15 protein-coding genes are annotated in these 15,995 nt (G+C 64.3%); 5 read left to right on the top strand and 10 right to left on the bottom strand.

Translation table 11 applies throughout. The features are described 5' to 3' along the window. Nucleotides 1-57: 57 nt before the first annotated feature. Nucleotides 58-552, top strand: coding sequence for a GNAT family N-acetyltransferase (locus KVX96_RS14700; RefSeq protein ID WP_261195307.1), 495 nt, complete (start codon nt 58-60; stop codon nt 550-552). 13 nt (nt 553-565) lie between these two features. Here KVX96_RS14700 and ptsP read toward each other — a convergent pair whose 3' ends face one another. The 4 genes from ptsP to KVX96_RS14680 all read right to left on the bottom strand — a co-directional run bounded on the left by ptsP (nt 566) and on the right by KVX96_RS14680 (nt 5,359). After that, nucleotides 566-2,818 carry a phosphoenolpyruvate--protein phosphotransferase gene (ptsP, locus tag KVX96_RS14695; RefSeq protein WP_261195306.1) on the bottom strand — a complete coding sequence of 751 codons (2,253 nt, stop codon included), beginning with the start codon at nt 2,816-2,818 and terminating at the stop codon, nt 566-568. A gap of 21 nt (nt 2,819-2,839) precedes the next feature. Beyond that, nucleotides 2,840-4,078 (bottom strand): aspartate kinase, encoded by a 1,239-nt coding sequence (locus KVX96_RS14690; protein WP_261195305.1) that lies wholly within the window; start codon nt 4,076-4,078, stop codon nt 2,840-2,842. Nucleotides 4,079-4,242: 164 nt separating this feature from the next. Continuing rightward, nucleotides 4,243-4,884 (bottom strand): SDR family oxidoreductase, encoded by a 642-nt coding sequence (locus KVX96_RS14685; RefSeq protein ID WP_261195304.1) that lies wholly within the window; start codon nt 4,882-4,884, stop codon nt 4,243-4,245. Nucleotides 4,885-4,894: 10 nt separating this feature from the next. Continuing rightward, nucleotides 4,895-5,359, bottom strand: a complete 465-nt coding sequence (locus KVX96_RS14680) for a DUF1178 family protein (protein ID WP_261195303.1) — start codon at nt 5,357-5,359, stop codon at nt 4,895-4,897. Between the two features lie 162 nt (nt 5,360-5,521). Between KVX96_RS14680 and KVX96_RS14675 the strand changes: the two genes are divergently transcribed. The 4 genes from KVX96_RS14675 to pseF all read left to right on the top strand — a co-directional run bounded on the left by KVX96_RS14675 (nt 5,522) and on the right by pseF (nt 9,573). Then, nucleotides 5,522-6,661, top strand: a complete 1,140-nt coding sequence (locus KVX96_RS14675; protein WP_261195302.1) for an acetoin utilization protein AcuC — start codon at nt 5,522-5,524, stop codon at nt 6,659-6,661. Nucleotides 6,662-6,755: 94 nt separating this feature from the next. Next, a complete protein-coding gene (gene pseB, locus KVX96_RS14670) occupies nt 6,756-7,754 on the top strand; it encodes a UDP-N-acetylglucosamine 4,6-dehydratase (inverting) (RefSeq protein WP_261195301.1) in 999 nt (332 codons plus the stop codon). Further along, nucleotides 7,751-8,896: a UDP-4-amino-4,6-dideoxy-N-acetyl-beta-L-altrosamine transaminase gene (gene pseC, locus KVX96_RS14665; RefSeq protein ID WP_261195300.1), complete on the top strand. Its 1,146-nt coding sequence runs from the start codon at nt 7,751-7,753 to the stop codon at nt 8,894-8,896. The genes pseB and pseC overlap by 4 nt, the downstream gene beginning before the upstream one ends. Beyond that, nucleotides 8,893-9,573, top strand: a complete 681-nt coding sequence (gene pseF / locus KVX96_RS14660) for a pseudaminic acid cytidylyltransferase (RefSeq protein WP_261195299.1) — start codon at nt 8,893-8,895, stop codon at nt 9,571-9,573. Before pseC ends, pseF begins: the two co-directional genes overlap by 4 nt. A 142-nt stretch (nt 9,574-9,715) precedes the next feature. Here pseF and KVX96_RS14655 read toward each other — a convergent pair whose 3' ends face one another. Genes KVX96_RS14655 through KVX96_RS14630 form a run of 6 tightly spaced genes read right to left on the bottom strand, consistent with a single transcriptional unit; the run spans nt 9,716 to nt 15,877 of the window. After that, the gene (locus KVX96_RS14655; RefSeq protein WP_261195298.1) at nt 9,716-10,345 is read right to left on the bottom strand and encodes a class I SAM-dependent methyltransferase; all 630 of its coding nucleotides are present in this window, start codon (nt 10,343-10,345) and stop codon (nt 9,716-9,718) included. After that, nucleotides 10,342-11,718, bottom strand: a complete 1,377-nt coding sequence (locus tag KVX96_RS14650; RefSeq protein ID WP_261195297.1) for an FAD-dependent oxidoreductase — start codon at nt 11,716-11,718, stop codon at nt 10,342-10,344. Before KVX96_RS14650 ends, KVX96_RS14655 begins: the two co-directional genes overlap by 4 nt. Beyond that, nucleotides 11,715-12,431: a WbqC family protein gene (locus KVX96_RS14645; RefSeq protein ID WP_261195296.1), complete on the bottom strand. Its 717-nt coding sequence runs from the start codon at nt 12,429-12,431 to the stop codon at nt 11,715-11,717. Before KVX96_RS14645 ends, KVX96_RS14650 begins: the two co-directional genes overlap by 4 nt. Before the next feature lie 14 nt (nt 12,432-12,445). Further along, the gene (locus KVX96_RS14640; RefSeq protein ID WP_261195295.1) at nt 12,446-13,489 is read right to left on the bottom strand and encodes an N-acetylneuraminate synthase family protein; all 1,044 of its coding nucleotides are present in this window, start codon (nt 13,487-13,489) and stop codon (nt 12,446-12,448) included. Further along, on the bottom strand, nt 13,486-14,520 hold the full coding sequence (locus tag KVX96_RS14635) for a hypothetical protein (RefSeq protein WP_261195294.1): 1,035 nt from the start codon (nt 14,518-14,520) through the stop codon (nt 13,486-13,488). Before KVX96_RS14635 ends, KVX96_RS14640 begins: the two co-directional genes overlap by 4 nt. After that, complete coding sequence (locus tag KVX96_RS14630) at nt 14,513-15,877, bottom strand: 3-deoxy-D-manno-octulosonic acid transferase (RefSeq protein ID WP_261195293.1); 1,365 nt, start codon at nt 15,875-15,877, stop codon at nt 14,513-14,515. Before KVX96_RS14630 ends, KVX96_RS14635 begins: the two co-directional genes overlap by 8 nt. Nucleotides 15,878-15,995: the final 118 nt, after the last annotated feature.

The raw sequence follows: 15,995 nt of genomic DNA, 5'->3' as shown, positions 1-15,995 counted from the left end.
TGCCCAAGGGGTAGCGCCGTGTTAGGGCCGTTTCCACCCCGTGAGGATAAAAAAGACGTGTCATACAGGCTGACCTGCGAAACAAAAGACGATTGGTGGGAGGTGGAAGCCCTCTACGATACCTGTTTTGCTCCGGGCCGTGAGGCGCTTTCCTCCTACCGTCTGCGCGATGGCGTGCCGCCGGTGGCCCGGCTGTGCATGGTGGCGCGCGATGTCGATGGCATCATGGCCGGTGCGATCCGCTATTGGCCGGTGAACGTGGGCGCGGATGAGGCGCTTTTGCTGGGCCCCGTCGCCGTGCACCCCACCCGGCAGGGAGAGGGGCTGGGCGGCTTGCTGATGTATGAAAGCCTCGCCAACGCCGCGAAATACGGTTGGGGCCGCATCCTGTTGGTGGGGGATTACCCCTATTACAGCCGTTTTGGCTTTGAGCGCCTTGCGGATGTGCATATGCCGCCGCCCACGAACCCGGACCGCGTGCTGGGGCTGGAACTGGTGCCCGGCGCATGGGCAGGCGTTGGCGGCGATGTGACGAAGATCACGCAGCCCTAGGCAGGCAAGGCAATCAGGCGATCACGTCCTGCGTTTGCAGCCATTCCAGAACCGATTTGCGCACCGATTGCACGCCGGAGGTGCGGGCTTCGTCGATCACGGCCTTGGCTTCCGCAAGATCCACCCGACGCAGCAGGTTCTTGACCGGGCCGATGGAGGCCGGGCGCATCGACAGCTGGCGCAGGCCCATGGCGGCAAAACAGACCGCTTCAACCGGCTTGCCCGCATCCTCGCCACAGAAGGAAACCGGCGTGCCGGTCTCGTTGCAGCGGTTCACGATCTGCTCGATGAAGCTCAGGTAGCTGACGTTGAGCGTGTCATAGCGGCGGCGCACGCGCTCGTTTTCACGGTCGGCGGCGAAGAAGAACTGCTTCAGGTCATTGCCGCCGATCGAGATGAAATCCGTCATCTCGAAGAACTGGCGCGGCGCATAGGCGAGCGAGGGCGTTTCCAGCATCGCGCCAATCTCGATCTTCTCGGGCAGCGGGTGGCCAAGGCGGGCTTCGCGGTGCAATTCGCCTTCCACGAAGGCACGCGCCTCACGGTATTCGTCGAACTGGGCGACGAAGGGGAACATGATCGACAGCGGGCGGCCATTGGCGGCGCGGATCAGCGCCTGCAACTGCATCCGCATGACGCCCGGCTTATCAAGCCCAACGCGGATCGCACGCCAGCCGAGCGCCGGGTTCGGCTCGTCCTGCGGCTTCATGTAGGGCAGAACCTTGTCAGAGCCGATATCCAGCGTGCGGAAGACCACGCGCTTGCCTTGAGCGGCTTCCATCACGCGCGCATAGATCGCGGCCAGCTCGGCCCGGCGGGGCATGCTGTTGCGGATCAGGAACTGCAGCTCTGTGCGGAACAGGCCCACGCCTTCTGCGCCAGAGCCCACGAGCGAGGGCAGGTCGGCCATCAGCCCGGCGTTCATCATCAACTGAACGGTCGTTCCGCATTTGGACGTGGCGGGCAGATCCCGGATCGAGGAATAGCGCTCCTGCGCCTGCGTCTGCATCGCGATCTTGTCGCGGAAAGCGCTCGTCACACTGTCTTCGGGGCGCAGGTGCACCACGCCGCGCTCGCCGTCCACGAGGATATGATCGCCGTTGAGCGCATCTGTCGTGATGCGTTCGGCGTGGATCACCAGCGGAATCGCCAGCGCGCGGGCGACGATGGCGGCATGGGAGCCGACCGAGCCCTCTTCCAGCACGATGCCCTTGAGCTTGCGGCCGTAATCCAGAAGCTCTGCCGGGCCGATGTTGCGGGCCACCAGAACCGGGTTGTCGGGGATCTCGGCACCGGTGTCCTTGCCCTGACCGGTCAGGATGCGCAGCAGGCGGTTGGAGAGATCGTCCAGATCATGGAGCCGGTCGCGCAGGTAGGCGTCGGGGCTTTGTTCCAGTCGCGCACGCGCGGCGGATTGTTCTTTCTCCACCGCGGCTTCGGCGGAAAGACCGCGGGCGATGTCTTCCTCCATCCGGCGGCGCCAGCCGCGCGAATTGGCAAACATCCGGTAGGTTTCCAAAACCTGAAGCTGTTCTTTGTCGCCCGTGCCAGCATTGGAGAGCAGCTCGTCCACTGAGACGCGCAACTGCTCCACGGCTTCGTTCAGGCGGCGCAGTTCGGCATGGGGATCATCGGCGATGGGGTTGGTGACAACGACGCGCGGCTCGTGCAGATACACGCGCCCCTCGGCGGTGCCTTCTTGCCCCACGGTGCCCTTGAGCATGACGGGATGGGTGTGCAGCCGGGAAAGCGCTTCGCCTTCGCCAACAAAAGCGCCCAGCTCGGCCATTTCGGCCAGCACCATGGCCACGACCTCTAGCGCGTAGACTTCATCTTCGGAGTATTGGCGCGCTTGCTTGGACTGCACCACCAGAACGCCCAGCTTCTCGCCCACGCGCTGGATCGGCACGCCGAGGAAGGAGGAGTAAATCTCCTCCCCGGTTTCCGGCATGAAGCGAAACCCCGGTTCGGCGGGGGCATTGGCGGTGTTGACGACGCGGGAAAACTTGCCGACGCGCCCCACGAGGCCCTCGCCAAGGCGCATCCGCGTCTTGTGCACGGCCTCGGCGTTCAGCCCTTCGGTGGCGCAAAGCTCAAGCGTTTCGGCATCGCGGAACAGGTAGACAGAGCACACCTCCGTCTGCATGGAATCTGCGATCAGGTGGGTGATCCTGTCCAGCCGCGCCTGACCGGCGCTGTCTTCCGCAAGGGCATCCCGAAGGCGCCCCAGCAGTTTGCGGCTTTCGCTCTCTGTGCTTTCCGACATGGCCTCTGATCGGGGCCTTTCTTAGGCTGCCTTTTCCAATTCGAAGGCATCATGCAGCGCCTGTACGGCGAGTTCCATATATTTCCGGTCGATCAGCACCGAAATCTTGATCTCGGAGGTGGTGATGACCTTGATGTTGATGCCCTCGGCAGAGAGCGCCTTGAACATCTGGGCGGCCACACCGGTGTGGGAACGCATGCCGATCCCGACAACGGAGATCTTGGCAACGTTCGTATCCGCGTCCAGCGCGTGGAAGTTGATGATGCCTGCGTCCTTGGCCTTCTTCACCGCAGCTTCGGCGCGGGCCACCTGATCGGTGGGGCAGGAGAAGGTCATGTCGGTGCGGCCCTCTTCCGAGATGTTCTGCACGATCATGTCCACGTTGATCCCGGCCTCGGAAAGCGGGCCGAAGATGGCAGCGGCGATGCCGGGGCGGTCGGCCACGGAGATCAGGGTCATTTTGGCTTCGTCGCGCGAATAGGCGACGCCGGAGACAACATTGGATTCCACGATTTCCTCCTCGGCACAGACAAGGGTGCCGGATGTGTCGGTTTGTTCTTCGAAGCTCGAAAGCACACGCAGTTTCACGCCGTAGCGCATGGCCAGTTCCACGGAGCGCGTCTGCAGCACCTTGGCCCCGAGCGAGGCCAGTTCCAGCATCTCCTCGAAGGCGATCCTGTCAAGTTTGCGCGCCTTGGAGCTGATGCGCGGGTCGGTCGTGTAAACGCCGTCCACGTCGGTGTAGATGTCGCAGCGCTCGGCATCGAACGCGGCGGCGAAGGCCACGGCGGTGGTGTCGGAGCCGCCCCGGCCCAGCGTGGTGATGCGGCCTTCCGGGCTGATGCCTTGGAAACCCGCCACGACGGCCACTTTCATACCTTCGGCGAATTTGCCGTTGATATTCTCGGTGCCGATTTCCTCGATCCGGGCCGAGGAATGCGCACTGGTGGTTTTCAGCGGCACCTGCCAGCCCTGCCAGCTGCGCGCGGGCACGCCCATCTCCTGCAGCACGAGCGCCATCAGGCCCGCCGTCACGTTCTCACCGGAGGAGACAACGGCATCATATTCGCGGGCGTCAAACAGGGGCGATGTTTCCTGCACCCAGCCCACGAGCTCGTTCGTCTTGCCGGCCATGGCCGAGACGATCACGATCACATCATAGCCCTTGGACACCTCAACGCCCACGCGTTTGGCGGCGCGGCGGATGCGGTCCAGGGTGGCGACGGAGGTGCCGCCGAATTTCATCACCAGTGTGGGCATCGGGAATTCCTTGCAGTGCGGGATCTGAGCCGCTGGCTTCATACGGGCGAGCGGGGCCGCGCGCAAGGGCGCGCAGGCCATTCAGGTTGCGACAAAGCGCGGAAATCTTGCCGAAAGTTGCCTTCCCGCCCGGCTGGGCGCGCGAAAGCTTGCGCGCGGGGGCCTCAGAAGGGGTGCGCGCGCCCGTCCCATGTTTCGAAACAGCCCGTGGTGGCCGGCGAAAGCGCATCAAAGCGCAGCATCAGCCCTTCCACGGCCTCTGCGGTTGAAATGTCCGCCGTGCCGCCGCCCATGTCGGTGCGCACCCAGCCGGGGTGGTAGATGCCCACGGCAATGCCGTCCGGGGCCAGATCCACCGCCAGGTTGCGCCCAAGGTTCAGCGCCGCCGCCTTGGAGGCGCGGTAGATGTAGCTGCCGCCCGGCGCACGCTCCTGCGAGGCCATCTGCGAGGAGATGATCGCGATCTTGCCCTTTGCCGCACGGATGTTGGGCAGCAGCGCCCGAATGGTCAGGAAAACGCCCGTCACGTTCACCGCGAAGCTCTGGGCCCACATCTCCGCCGGGTAGCCATCCATCGGTTGGCCCTTGTCGAGGTAGACGCCCGCATTGCACACGAGCAGATCAATCGGCCGGCCTTCAAGCGTTGCCGCCAGCGCGGCGACCGACGCCGGATCGGCTACGTCCAGCGGCACGTCCCCCGGCCCGGCGCTGCGGGCGGTGGCGATCACCTCCTCACCTTGCGCCCGGTAGGCTTCGGTCAGGGCGTGGCCAATGCCGCGGTTCGCGCCGGTGATCAGGATCGTCATGGGAAGGCTTTCAGTTGGATTTTCGGGTCGGGCGGAAGGGCAGGGGCGCGACGGGGATGCCGTCCTCCAGCAGGGCCTTTGCGTCCTGCGCGCTGGCCTCGCCATAGATCGAGCGCTCCGGGCTTTCGCCCAGATGCATCTTGCGCGCTTCCTTGGCGAAGGAGGTGCCGACGTAGTCGGAATTGGCCTCCACCTGTTTGCGCAGCGCCTTGAGCGCCTTTTCACGCGCTTCCGGCGTCATCTCCGGCGCGGCCTCGCCTGCGGCCATGCTTACTTTCGGCTCGGCCGCTGGCACGGTGGCCGCCTTGCGCGCCGGGCGCACCGGCGGGGCCATCAGCGCTTTTGCCACATCGGCAGAGCCGCAGTCTGGGCAGGCAACCATATGGGCCGCCTTGAGCGAGTCGAAGGCGGCGGCGGATTGGAACCAGCTTTCAAAGCCGTGTCCGTTCTCACATTTGAGCGCGTATTTGATCATGCGAGGCACATTTTCGTTTGTCTAAGCGAGAGTTATGCATTCGCCGGGCAAGATCAATGGGACATATGGCTCGAAACAGCCGGTTTGCTGTGGCGCCGTGGCTGGCTTATCTCACCGGGTGAAAGATCCCCGTGGGATCGCCGTTTGAAAGAGGCCGCCGCCGTGACCACCCCCACCCCCAGCGCCAGCACAGCGCCAGCCTTCATCGGGGCCGAGATCTTCCGCGCATCGAGCTACGGCGCGCATCACCCGCTGCGGGTGCCGCGTGTCTCCACCGTGATGGATCTGGCCCGCGCGCTGGGCTGGCTGCCGCCGGGCAGTTTCCGCCTGAGCCCGCGCGCCAAACCGGCCGCGCTGACCCGCTGGCATGCGCCGGAGTATATCGCGGCCCTTCAAGGCTGCGAGGAGCGGCAGGTGGCCAGCGATGCGGAGCGCCACCAGTTCGCGCTGGGCACGCCTTCCAATCCGGTGTTTGCTGAAATGTACCGCCGCCCCGCCACGGCGGCGGGCGGCTCGCTTCTGGGCGCCGAGCTGATCGCGCAAGGCGGCGTGGCCTACAACCCGGCGGGCGGCACCCACCACGGGCTGCCCGACCGCGCCAGCGGGTTTTGCTACCTGAACGACGCGGTTCTGGCGATCCTGCGCCTGCGCGATCTGGGTATCTCGCGCGTCGCCTATGTGGACATCGACGCCCACCATGGCGACGGCGTGGCGCTGGCCTTTGAAGATCAGCCGGAGGTGCTCTGCCTCTCCGTGCACGAGGAAAAACGCTGGCCCTTCACCGGCGCGTTGGGGGTGCGTGGGGCGGGCAATCTCGTGGATCTACCGGTGGAGCGGGGCTTCAACGACAGCGAATTTGCCTTTGTGCTGGATGAGCTGATCCTGCCTGCGGTGGCGGCTTTCAAACCGGAAGCCATCGTGCTGCAATGCGGGGCTGATGCGCTGCTGGAAGATCCGCTCTCCCGTCTCGCGCTGTCCAACAACTCGCACGCCGATTGCGTCCGCGCCCTGCTGCCGCTTGCGCCCCGGATGCTGGTCTTGGGCGGCGGCGGCTACAATCCGTGGTCGGTGGGGCGCTGCTGGGCCGGAGTCTGGGCGGCGCTCACCGGGCAGGAACTGCCCGAGCGCGCCCCGCGAGACGCCGAGGCGATCCTGCGCGGCCTGCACTGGAGCGGGCACAGGCTGGCAAAGGATCCCCCCGATCACTGGTTCACCACCCTGCGCGATGCCCCGCGCCCCGGCGAGATCCGCCCCCGCCTGCGCGCCGACGTTGCGGCGCTCATGGCGGCCTTCCGCCCCTGACCACCGCAGAAGGCTTTTTTACATGGCATCTTCCGGGCAGGGCGGGTAATTCTTTGCGCCAAAGGCCAAGGCTGTACGACGGACACGAAAACGCATGTTTAACAACAAGAATATCCTGATCACCGGCGGCACCGGCTCCTTCGGCAAGAAATACGTGGAGCATATCCTCGCCGATTACAGCCCCAACAAGGTGATCATCTTTTCGCGCGACGAGCTGAAGCAGTTCGAGATGCAGCAGAAGTACAACGCGCCCTGCATGCGCTATTTCATCGGCGACGTGCGCGACGGCGAGCGCCTGAAAGAGGCGATGGACGGGGTGGATTACGTGATCCACGCCGCGGCGCTGAAACAGGTGCCCGCAGCGGAATACAACCCGTTCGAATGCATCAAGACGAACATCCACGGCGCGCAGAACGTGATTCAGGCGGCGATTTCGCGCGGGGTGGAAAAAGTGATCGCGCTGTCGACGGATAAGGCGGCGAACCCGGTGAACCTCTATGGCGCGACGAAACTTGCGTCGGACAAGCTCTTCGTGGCGGCCAACAACATGGTCGGCAGCCGCGCCACCCGCTTTGCCGTGGTGCGCTACGGCAACGTCGTGGGCTCGCGCGGCTCCGTTGTGCCCTTCTTCATGAAGCTGATGGAAGAAGGCGCGACCGAGCTTCCCATCACCCACGCCAATATGACGCGCTTCATGATCACGCTGGATCAAGGCGTGCAATTCGTGCTGAAGAACTTCACCCGCATGCAGGGCGGCGAGATCTTCGTACCCAAGATCCCCTCCATGCGGATGGTGGATCTGGCGAAGGCCATGGCCCCCGATCTGCCGCAGAAAATCGTCGGCATCCGCCCCGGCGAGAAGCTGCACGAGGTCATGTGCCCGGCCGATGACAGCCATCTGACGCTGGAGTTCCATGATCACTACGTGATCAAGCCGACGATCCAGTTCGCCCACCACACCGATTTCGCCCAGAACCTGATCGGCGAAACCGGCACGCCGGTGGCGCAGGGCTTTGAGTACAACTCCGGCAACAACACCCAATGGCTGCCCGAGGATGAATTCCTCGAAATGGCCAAAGACGTCGAGCGATGATCCCCTACGGCCGGCAGGACATTCGGCAGGAGGACATCGACGCCGTCACCGAGGTGCTGCGCGGCGATTTTCTCACGCAAGGGCCACAGGTGCCGGCCTTTGAGGCCGCCGTGGCGCAGGCCACGAACGCGGTCCATGCGGTGGCGGTGAACTCCGCCACCTCCGCGCTGCACATCGCCTGCCTCGCGCTGGGCCTTGGCCGCGGCGATCTGCTCTGGACCTCACCGATCACCTTCGTGGCCTCCGCGAACGTGGGTCTGTTGTGCGGGGCGGATGTGGATTTCGTCGATGTGGATCCCGAAACCGCCAACATGTGCCCCAAGGCGCTGTCCGAAAAGCTGGAAGCCGCCAAGGCCGCAGGTCGCCTGCCCAAGGTGCTGATCCCGGTGCATATGTGTGGGCAATCCTGCGACATGGCCGCCATCGGCGCGCTGGCGCGGGAGTATGGCGTGAAGGTCGTTGAAGATGCCTCCCATGCGATCGGCGGCAGTTTCGAAGGCAAGCCGGTCGGCGATTGCCGCCACTCCGACATCACCGTCTTCAGTTTCCACCCGGTGAAGATCGTCACCACGGCGGAAGGCGGCGTGGCAACCACGCAGGACGCCGCTCTGGCGCAGAAGATGGAGCTGTTCCGCAGCCATGGGGTCACCCGCGATCCGGTGCTGATGGAAGGCGAATCCGAAGGCCCGTGGTATTACCAGCAGGTGGAACTGGGGCTGAACTACCGGATGACGGAGCTTCAGGCGGCGCTGGGCGTGACGCAGATGGCGCGGCTGTCTGAATACGTGGACCGGCGCAACCTGCTGGCCGAACGCTACGATGCGGCGCTCGGAAACCTGCCCCTCAAACGCCCCGGCCGCCTCGCCACGGCGCGCTCCTCCTTTCACCTCTACGTGATCCGGGTGGAAGCCGCCCGCAGGCGTGCGGTGTTCGAAGCGTTGCGCGCGGCGGGCATCGGCGTGAACGTGCATTACATCCCGGTACACACCCAACCCTATTACCGCCGCCTCGGCTTTGAAGCTGGCCAGTTCCCGCAAGCCGAAAGCTACTATGCGCAGGCGATTTCGATCCCGCTCTATTATGGGCTGTCGGAAGCGGCGCAGGATCAGGTGATTGCGGCGGTGGAGACGGCGCTGGCATGAGCATCTGCATGATCCCGGCGCGCGGCGGCTCCAAACGGATCCCGCGCAAGAACATCAAGCCGTTCTGCGGCAAGCCGATGATCGCCTGGTCCATCGAAGCGGCGCAGGCGAGCGGGGTGTTTAATCGCATTCTCGTGTCAACCGACGACACCGAGATTGCGGAGGTTGCCCGTGCCTGCGGCGCGGAGGTGCCTTTCATCCGCCCGGCCGCGTTGTCGGACGATCACGCCACAACGGCTGCGGTGATCGTGCATATGCTGGACCATCTGAAGGCAAGAGGGCAGGAGCCCACGGCGATCTGCTGCCTCTACGCCACCGCCCCTTTCGTGCGCCCGGACGACATTCGGACCGGCGCGCAGATGATCGAAGGCGCGGATTACATTATCCCGGTGACGAGCTTCGCCTTCCCGATCCAGCGCGCGGTGCGCCTGAAGGGGGAAGGGCTCGAAATGTTCGATTCCTCCAACTACGCCACTCGCTCCCAGGACCTGGAAGAGGCCTATCACGACGCCGGCCAGTTCTACTGGGGCACAGCGGTGGCCTGGCGCGAGAACCGCCCGGCCTTCGGGGCCGGTGCCCGCCCCCTGATCCTGCCGCGCCATCGGGTGCAGGACATCGACACGCCCGAGGACTGGGTCCGCGCCGAAGTCATGTTCCGCGCATTGCAGGGCATTTAAGCGCTTCGCGCACACCTTTCTGACCGAGATATCCCGGCTGGAGGCAGGATGTCTCTGGCGCTTGCGCGCCAGACCGGAGCGGGGGCTCTGCCCCCGCACCCCCGAGATTTTTTTAGAACAAAGTTGGCTCGGAACAGCCGAGTCAGGTCAGGGGTTGTGCAGGAGATTTGTACAGGTAGATGGCAAACTCGAAGGGGAAGCCGCCGGGGCGCAAGACATAGTCGTGCCGCAGGACAGGGTGGCCGCCGAGCTCCGCCTTGCAGAAGGTGAAAACCTGCATCGGATCAACGTAGTAGAGCCCTTCGTCGTGGTAATCCACGTGGCTCGTCATGGCGTTGAAGGCGATGCCTCTTTCGGCGGATGCCCACATGCGGCGCAGGGTTTGGGTCATGAAACCCCAGTTGTCGTCCATGCGGTTGTTGAAGACGCCCGAGAGCAGCGCGTAATCGCATGTCGGGAGCGGCGCATCCGGTGAGATGAGCGTGGCCTGTGCCTTGGGATCGTCTGCCATGGCGGCATTTGCATGGGTGATGAACTCCGGCACGATATCGACGCCGTGGTAGCTGCCTCTATGCCCGCGCGCCTTGAGGAAAGCATGGAGATGGGCGAGGCCGCAGCCGACATCGAGCACGTGGCCCAGCTCCGGCGCGATGCCTGTGAGCACGGCAAACCGGGCGCTTTGGGTCTGGGCGTCGGCCCATTGGACGGCCTGCGCGCCGGGACCATGCTCGGCGAGCAGGGCCTGGTAGTGGGAAATCAGGGTGTCGCTCACGTGGGCTCTCCGAGAAGCCGGGATTCGAGCTTGGTGTCGTAAAATGTCATGAAATTGAAACGCCCCCGGTAGCCGAATTCCACCCCGACGATCCGTTCCGAGACCTTGGCGAAGGCGGCTTGTGCCTGCTCGTAGGGCGCGCGCCAGCCGGTTTTCGGCATCGTATAGGCAACGGGGTGCCCCCAGAACATAGCGTTGCTGGCTTGAGTGCCCTGTTTCACGAAGCCGACATCCAGCATGGCCTCCCAGGCGCGCGCGAGATTGGCTTCCGTGGCCACCTCTTTGATCTTCGCCGGATGGCAGGGGGCTTCGGCGGTGACAAGCGTGGTGCCGTCGGCTTTTGTCTGTTCGCTGTAGACGCCCAGCTTGTTGTAGCGGAACGGCAGGCGGGAGAGGCTGTAATCCTGCAGGTAATCCGGGCCGAGGATGCTGGCCTCGGGAACCTCGAAGACGAAGAAGCAGGTGCCAACGGGCACGGCGCTGCTCATCAGGTCCACGTCGATCCCGAGCACCTTCGCCAGAACCACTTCCGGCAGGGACCAGAACAGCTTTCCGGCGCGGAACGAATGATCCCCGGCTTTGACTTCCACGCAACCGTTGCCGTCTTCGATGTGGCTCACGCCGCTGGAGGTGAAAATGTCGACGCCGAGCGCTTCAAGCCGCGCTTTTGCGGCATCGCAGAAGCCGGTGAGCGCTCCTTTGGCCGGGTAGCAGAACTTCTTGTTCACGCTTTTCCCAGCGAAGCGCGGATCGCCGGACGCGAGGGAGACGCCCACGCGGGCGTCCCAGAAGGGCGAGGATTCCTTGAGCGCGATCATCTCCGCATCGTTGCCGAGTTTCGGGCGGGAGAACATGCCAAGCGCGCCGCGCGCGTCGGAGGAGAATAGCGCCGGATCGCTGCCGGTGTATTTGGCCAGCATCGGTTTAACCGCTTCGGTGAGCGTGGGGCCATAGGTGGCCTGATACCAGTCAAGATACTGTGCGGGAACGGGTTTTTCCGGCTCCGCTTCCAATGCGGCAAGCTCGGCGAGGGCTGTCTGAGCGAGGGCCGGATCATCGACGCTGAAGTCGGGCATCTCAAAGCCCATCGTCCAGGTTTTGTCGGTGGTGCAGCCCCATTGCTGATCGTCCCAGATCAGGATGTTGTCGCGCAGAATGTCGGTATAGAAGGCCTCGCCGATAGGGGTGCGGATGTCAAAATTGTGGGTGCCATTGTCCACCCACCATTCCTTCCAGCGTTTGGACTGCAGGTTGCCGCCGATCTTGTCGGAGGCCTCGACAAGCGCCACTTTCGCACCGGAGCGGGCGAGGCGCCAGGCGGCGTAGATGCCGGCGAATCCGGCGCCTGCGATGAGGATATCGTAGTGTTTCACTGGCTCATCCTTGCGATGTCTTCGATGGAGTGTGGCGGGTGAATGCCCGATCTGACAAGGGGCAGGAAGCCCTCGGGGCCAACATGGGCGAGCGCGTCAATGGCGGCGAGGTGGGATTGAAAGGGGCCGAAGAACTGTGGGTAGACCGGGTGTGCGAAGTTTTGGAAACCGAGGGTGACGGTGCTTTGGGCAAAGGGATTTTGGGCGCTGAGGTAGCCGTAGGACCCGACGGGCGAGAGGTAACTGCTGGCGCCGAAGGTCTCGCAAAAGGCCAGCAGTCGATCGGATTTCTCCCCGCCCGGCATGCCGCTTTCGCTCGCCAGAACCATGGGCGTTTCGATGCCGGTGGCTTTGGCGATGGCGGCGATGATGGAGCGGTTCACGGCGGAGAGCCCTAGGGGGATCTGTGCGAAACCCTCGGTGAGGATCTCGGCCACCAGTGGATAGTGAGGAGCTTTGCCGAGGCAGGCTTGGACCGATTTCATCAGCTTGGCCTCGAACCCGTTCTCTGCCAGTTTTGCCTCCATGATCAGGGGCTTGGAAGGTTTGCGGGCTACGGAAAGTGAGAGCATAACCTCCCCGTTGGGCCCCTTGATCCGGTTGCGGCTTTGCCAGCTTTGCTTGGAGAATTGAACGTCATCCAGAAAGACGAAACGGTCGGCCTGATCGATCAGCGCGAAATAGCCAAGCCAAGGCAGAAAGGTTGGCTGCATGATCGCAAGGCAGCTCAAGCGATGTCCTCGTAGGTGATCGGATGGCCTGCCTTGACGGCGGTTTTCAGGCTGCGACCGCGCACCGCGCCGGCGTCGTTGGGCGGGATGCCGGCAGCCGGGCGCACGAAGCGAAAATCGGCGTCTGTGATCACATGGCCCACAGGCAAATCGTGCAGGGCGAATGCGGAGCGGCGGCCGACGGATTTGGAGACCTGCTCGGCCTCTGTCGTGCCTTTCTCGGCACTGCCCTTAAGGGCGTGGATGCCCTTCATGCCCTCTGCGATCTCTTTCATCACGTCGGGCGTGGCCGAGAACCTGTGGTCCGGGCCCTTGCGCGTCGGGTCAGACGTGTAGTGTTTCTCGACGGCCACAGCCCCCATGGCGGCGGCGGTGAGCGGGCCGAGGGCACCGATGGTGTGATCGGAGAATCCGACCATTTTCCCGAAGCGTTCGCGCATGGTCTGCATGGCGTTGAGGTTGATGTTTTCGAACGGCGCCGGATAGGAAGAGCAGCAATGCAGCAGGATCAGCTCGCCGGAATTGTGTTTATCCAACATTTCCACCGCATGGGTGATCTCCGCCAGATTGGCCATGCCGGTGGAAAGGATGATCGGCTTTCTCGTGCCTGCGACAGCCACGAGGAGATCGTCGAACGTCATCTCGAAGGAAGCGATCTTGTAAATCGGGCAATCGAGGCTCTCGATGAAATCCAGATCACGCGGATCGTAGATCGAAGTGAAGGGCAGCAGCCCCCGTTCGCGCGCCTTGGCAAAGAGCGGGGCGTGGAACTCCATCGGCATTCCGGCGCTTTCATAGAGTTCGTAGAGGTTTTCTTTGCCCCAGACGGGATCCACTGCCATCGAGGGGTGATTGGAGCGGATCGTCAGAGTGTCGGCGTCATAGGTCTGCAGTTTCAGGCTGTCCCAGCCGGCATCGGCGGCGATGTCCACAAGTTGGAGCGCGTGCTCGAGATCGCGGTCATGGTTGGCGCTGACTTCGGCGATGAGGAAGCACTTTTCTTCCGGGCCGATGGTTTTGCCTTCGATGGTCAGGCTCATGCGGGGCCTCCGGGGTTCAGGGTCAGGACCAAATCAATCACATTGACGGCGCCGTTGCCATCCACGGCTTTCATGGCTTCCGCATTGCGGGCCAGAAGGGGCGCGCGTGTGGCTGGATCGGCGAGGGCTTGTAGGCGGTCAAGGTAGGCGGCGCGGCCACCGGCCTGGCCGTCTTGGTAAATCTCGGCGAAACCGCGTGCAGTGAAACGGGTGAAGTATTCAGCGTAAGCCTCTCCGGCGGCGAGGTAAATCCCGTAGGTGCCAAGGCAGGCGGCCTCGTATCGGACCAGTCCGACGCGGCCCACGACAAGCCCGGCCTGCGCGATCAGCGGTGCGAGCGTGGCGGGGGCGTCATGCAGGGCGATCTGCGGATTGGCTTGGGCGCGGGCTGAAAGGCCAGCGCGGATGTCTTCGGAGAAGAGCGGGCCGATGACCACGTCGAGCGGCAGGCCGGATGGCAAAAGAGCATCGACGGTGGCGAGCGAGAAAGCGTCCGGATCCGAGCCGCCGCAGGTGATCAGCAGGCGCTCGGTCTTGGCCGGGGGGGCGGCGCGCAGGGTGCTGTAGTCCGGTGAAAGGATCGTGAACCGCGCGCCGGTTTCCCACCGCGGAGCGTTGGGCGGCTTGGGGAAAAGCGCGCGGGCGTTCAGGTAGGGCGTGATGATCAGGGCCGGGGGCGAGGGTTGATCGCGGTACTCATCGGGCGGGATGCAATCGATCATGGCGACCGTCGCGCCCTGCGCCGTGAGATGCGCAACTTCCTCCGACGCGCCCGCGCCATTGCCGTGCCAGTTGATGTCGGTGATCACATGGGTGATGGCGGGGGAGAGCCAGTCGCTGCCTGCGTCGAGGATCGTGTTTTCCGGGATGCCGTCGCGCAGCAAAAGGGCACGGCTCTGTGCGGGCACGACGTGAAGCACGGTGATGCCACGTGCCGCACATTCACGGGCCAGTGCATAGGCGCGGCGCAGATGGCCAAGCCCGATCTCGGGCCAGGCATCATAGCGTAGCGCGATGCAGGGCTCAGCCATGGTCTGCCTCCAGATAGGGCGCAAGCGTGGAAACCGTGCGGTCTGCGGCCCCCTTGTGCTGGCCGTGGAAGCCGCCGGTTTTGGCGGCAAAGCCTTGCAGTTTTTCAACATCTGAGAACAGAGAAACGAGGTCTTTGCCCATTTCCTGTTCATTTTCATACTTCCGCAGCGCGCCTGCCTCGATCGCTTCCAGCGCCGGGTAGAGGATGCCGTGGATCGAGGGGCCGGTGACGACGGGCTTGTTCAGCGCCAGCGGCTCGATGATGTTGTGCCCGCCCATCGGATAGAGCGTGGCGCCGACGAACATCAGGTCGCAGAGGCTGTAGTAGAAATCCATCTCGCCGATGCTGTCGCCCACCAGAACCTCGGGCCAAGTGAAGCCGTCCGGAGCAGTGAAATCCGCCGCCAAAACCGCGCTGCGCAGCCGCGCGTCCACACCTGCCTCCTGCAGAAGTGTGCAGACGGCTTCAAACCGCTGCGGGCTGCGCGGCACCCAGACGATGCGGGGCGCAGGCGAAACCTCGCCGCGCAGCTGCGCCACGATGGCCAGCAGCGCCGCTTCCTCGCCCTCGATGGAGCTTGCGATGCCGAAGACGGGCGCGCCGGCGGGATGCGTGGCCAGCAGCGCCTTGGCGGCCTCGATCTGCGGCTCTTTCTGCTGCTGGTCGAATTTCAGTTCGCCCACCAGTTGCACGCTTTCCGGCGGCATTCCGGCGGCCAGATAGCGCTCGGCCCGTTCCGGTGACTTGGTGAGGATGCCCTGATAGAGTCGCCAAAAGAGCAGGCGTGCGCCGCCTAACTTCTTGGAATCGCGGGTAAATCCGCGCTCAGTGTAGTTGCCGTTGATCTGGAACATCGGCAGCTTCACCCGCGCGGCCTGCACCAGCATGGCGGGCCAAAGCTCGGCCTCCACCACCAGTCCCAGCTTGGGGCGGTGGCGGTGATAGAAGAGCGAGAGCGCCCAGAACATATCAAAAGGCACATAGGCCGACACCACGCGGCCATCGGCGATTTCCGACGGAAAGGCCCGGCGCGCCTCGGCGAGGCCGGCGGCGGAGGAATGGGTGAGCAGGATCGTCTCGCCGCGCGCGAGCAGGCGGGCGATCACGGGTGTGGCGGCGCGGGTTTCGCCCAGCGAAGCGGCGAAGATGAAGACGCGCCCCTGCGTGCGCGGGCCGATGAAGCCGAAGCGGTTCCACCATTGCGCGCCGTAGAGGGGCTCCTTGCGGGTGCGCAGGGCGAGGATCACGAGGAAGACGGGCAGCAGCAGGTGGATGGCGATCTGGTAGACGACATAGACGCCACGCAGCCGCCAGCGCTCGCGCCGGGTGTAGCGGGGTGTCAGGTCGAGATACATGCAGCCGTTCCTTCGAGCGCGCCGCGTGTGGCGCCGGGCCTGCGCTCTAGCACGCGGCCCGGCGATTGTCAGGGGTATTCAGGGGTATGCTGGGGCTTTCAATGGGTTTCGGCGGCCC

The sequence above is a fragment of the Pseudoruegeria sp. SHC-113 genome, from assembly GCF_025376885.1.
In the GTDB taxonomy this organism is placed as follows: domain Bacteria; phylum Pseudomonadota; class Alphaproteobacteria; order Rhodobacterales; family Rhodobacteraceae; genus Pseudoruegeria.
This window is presented reverse-complemented; position numbering and strand designations above follow the sequence as displayed.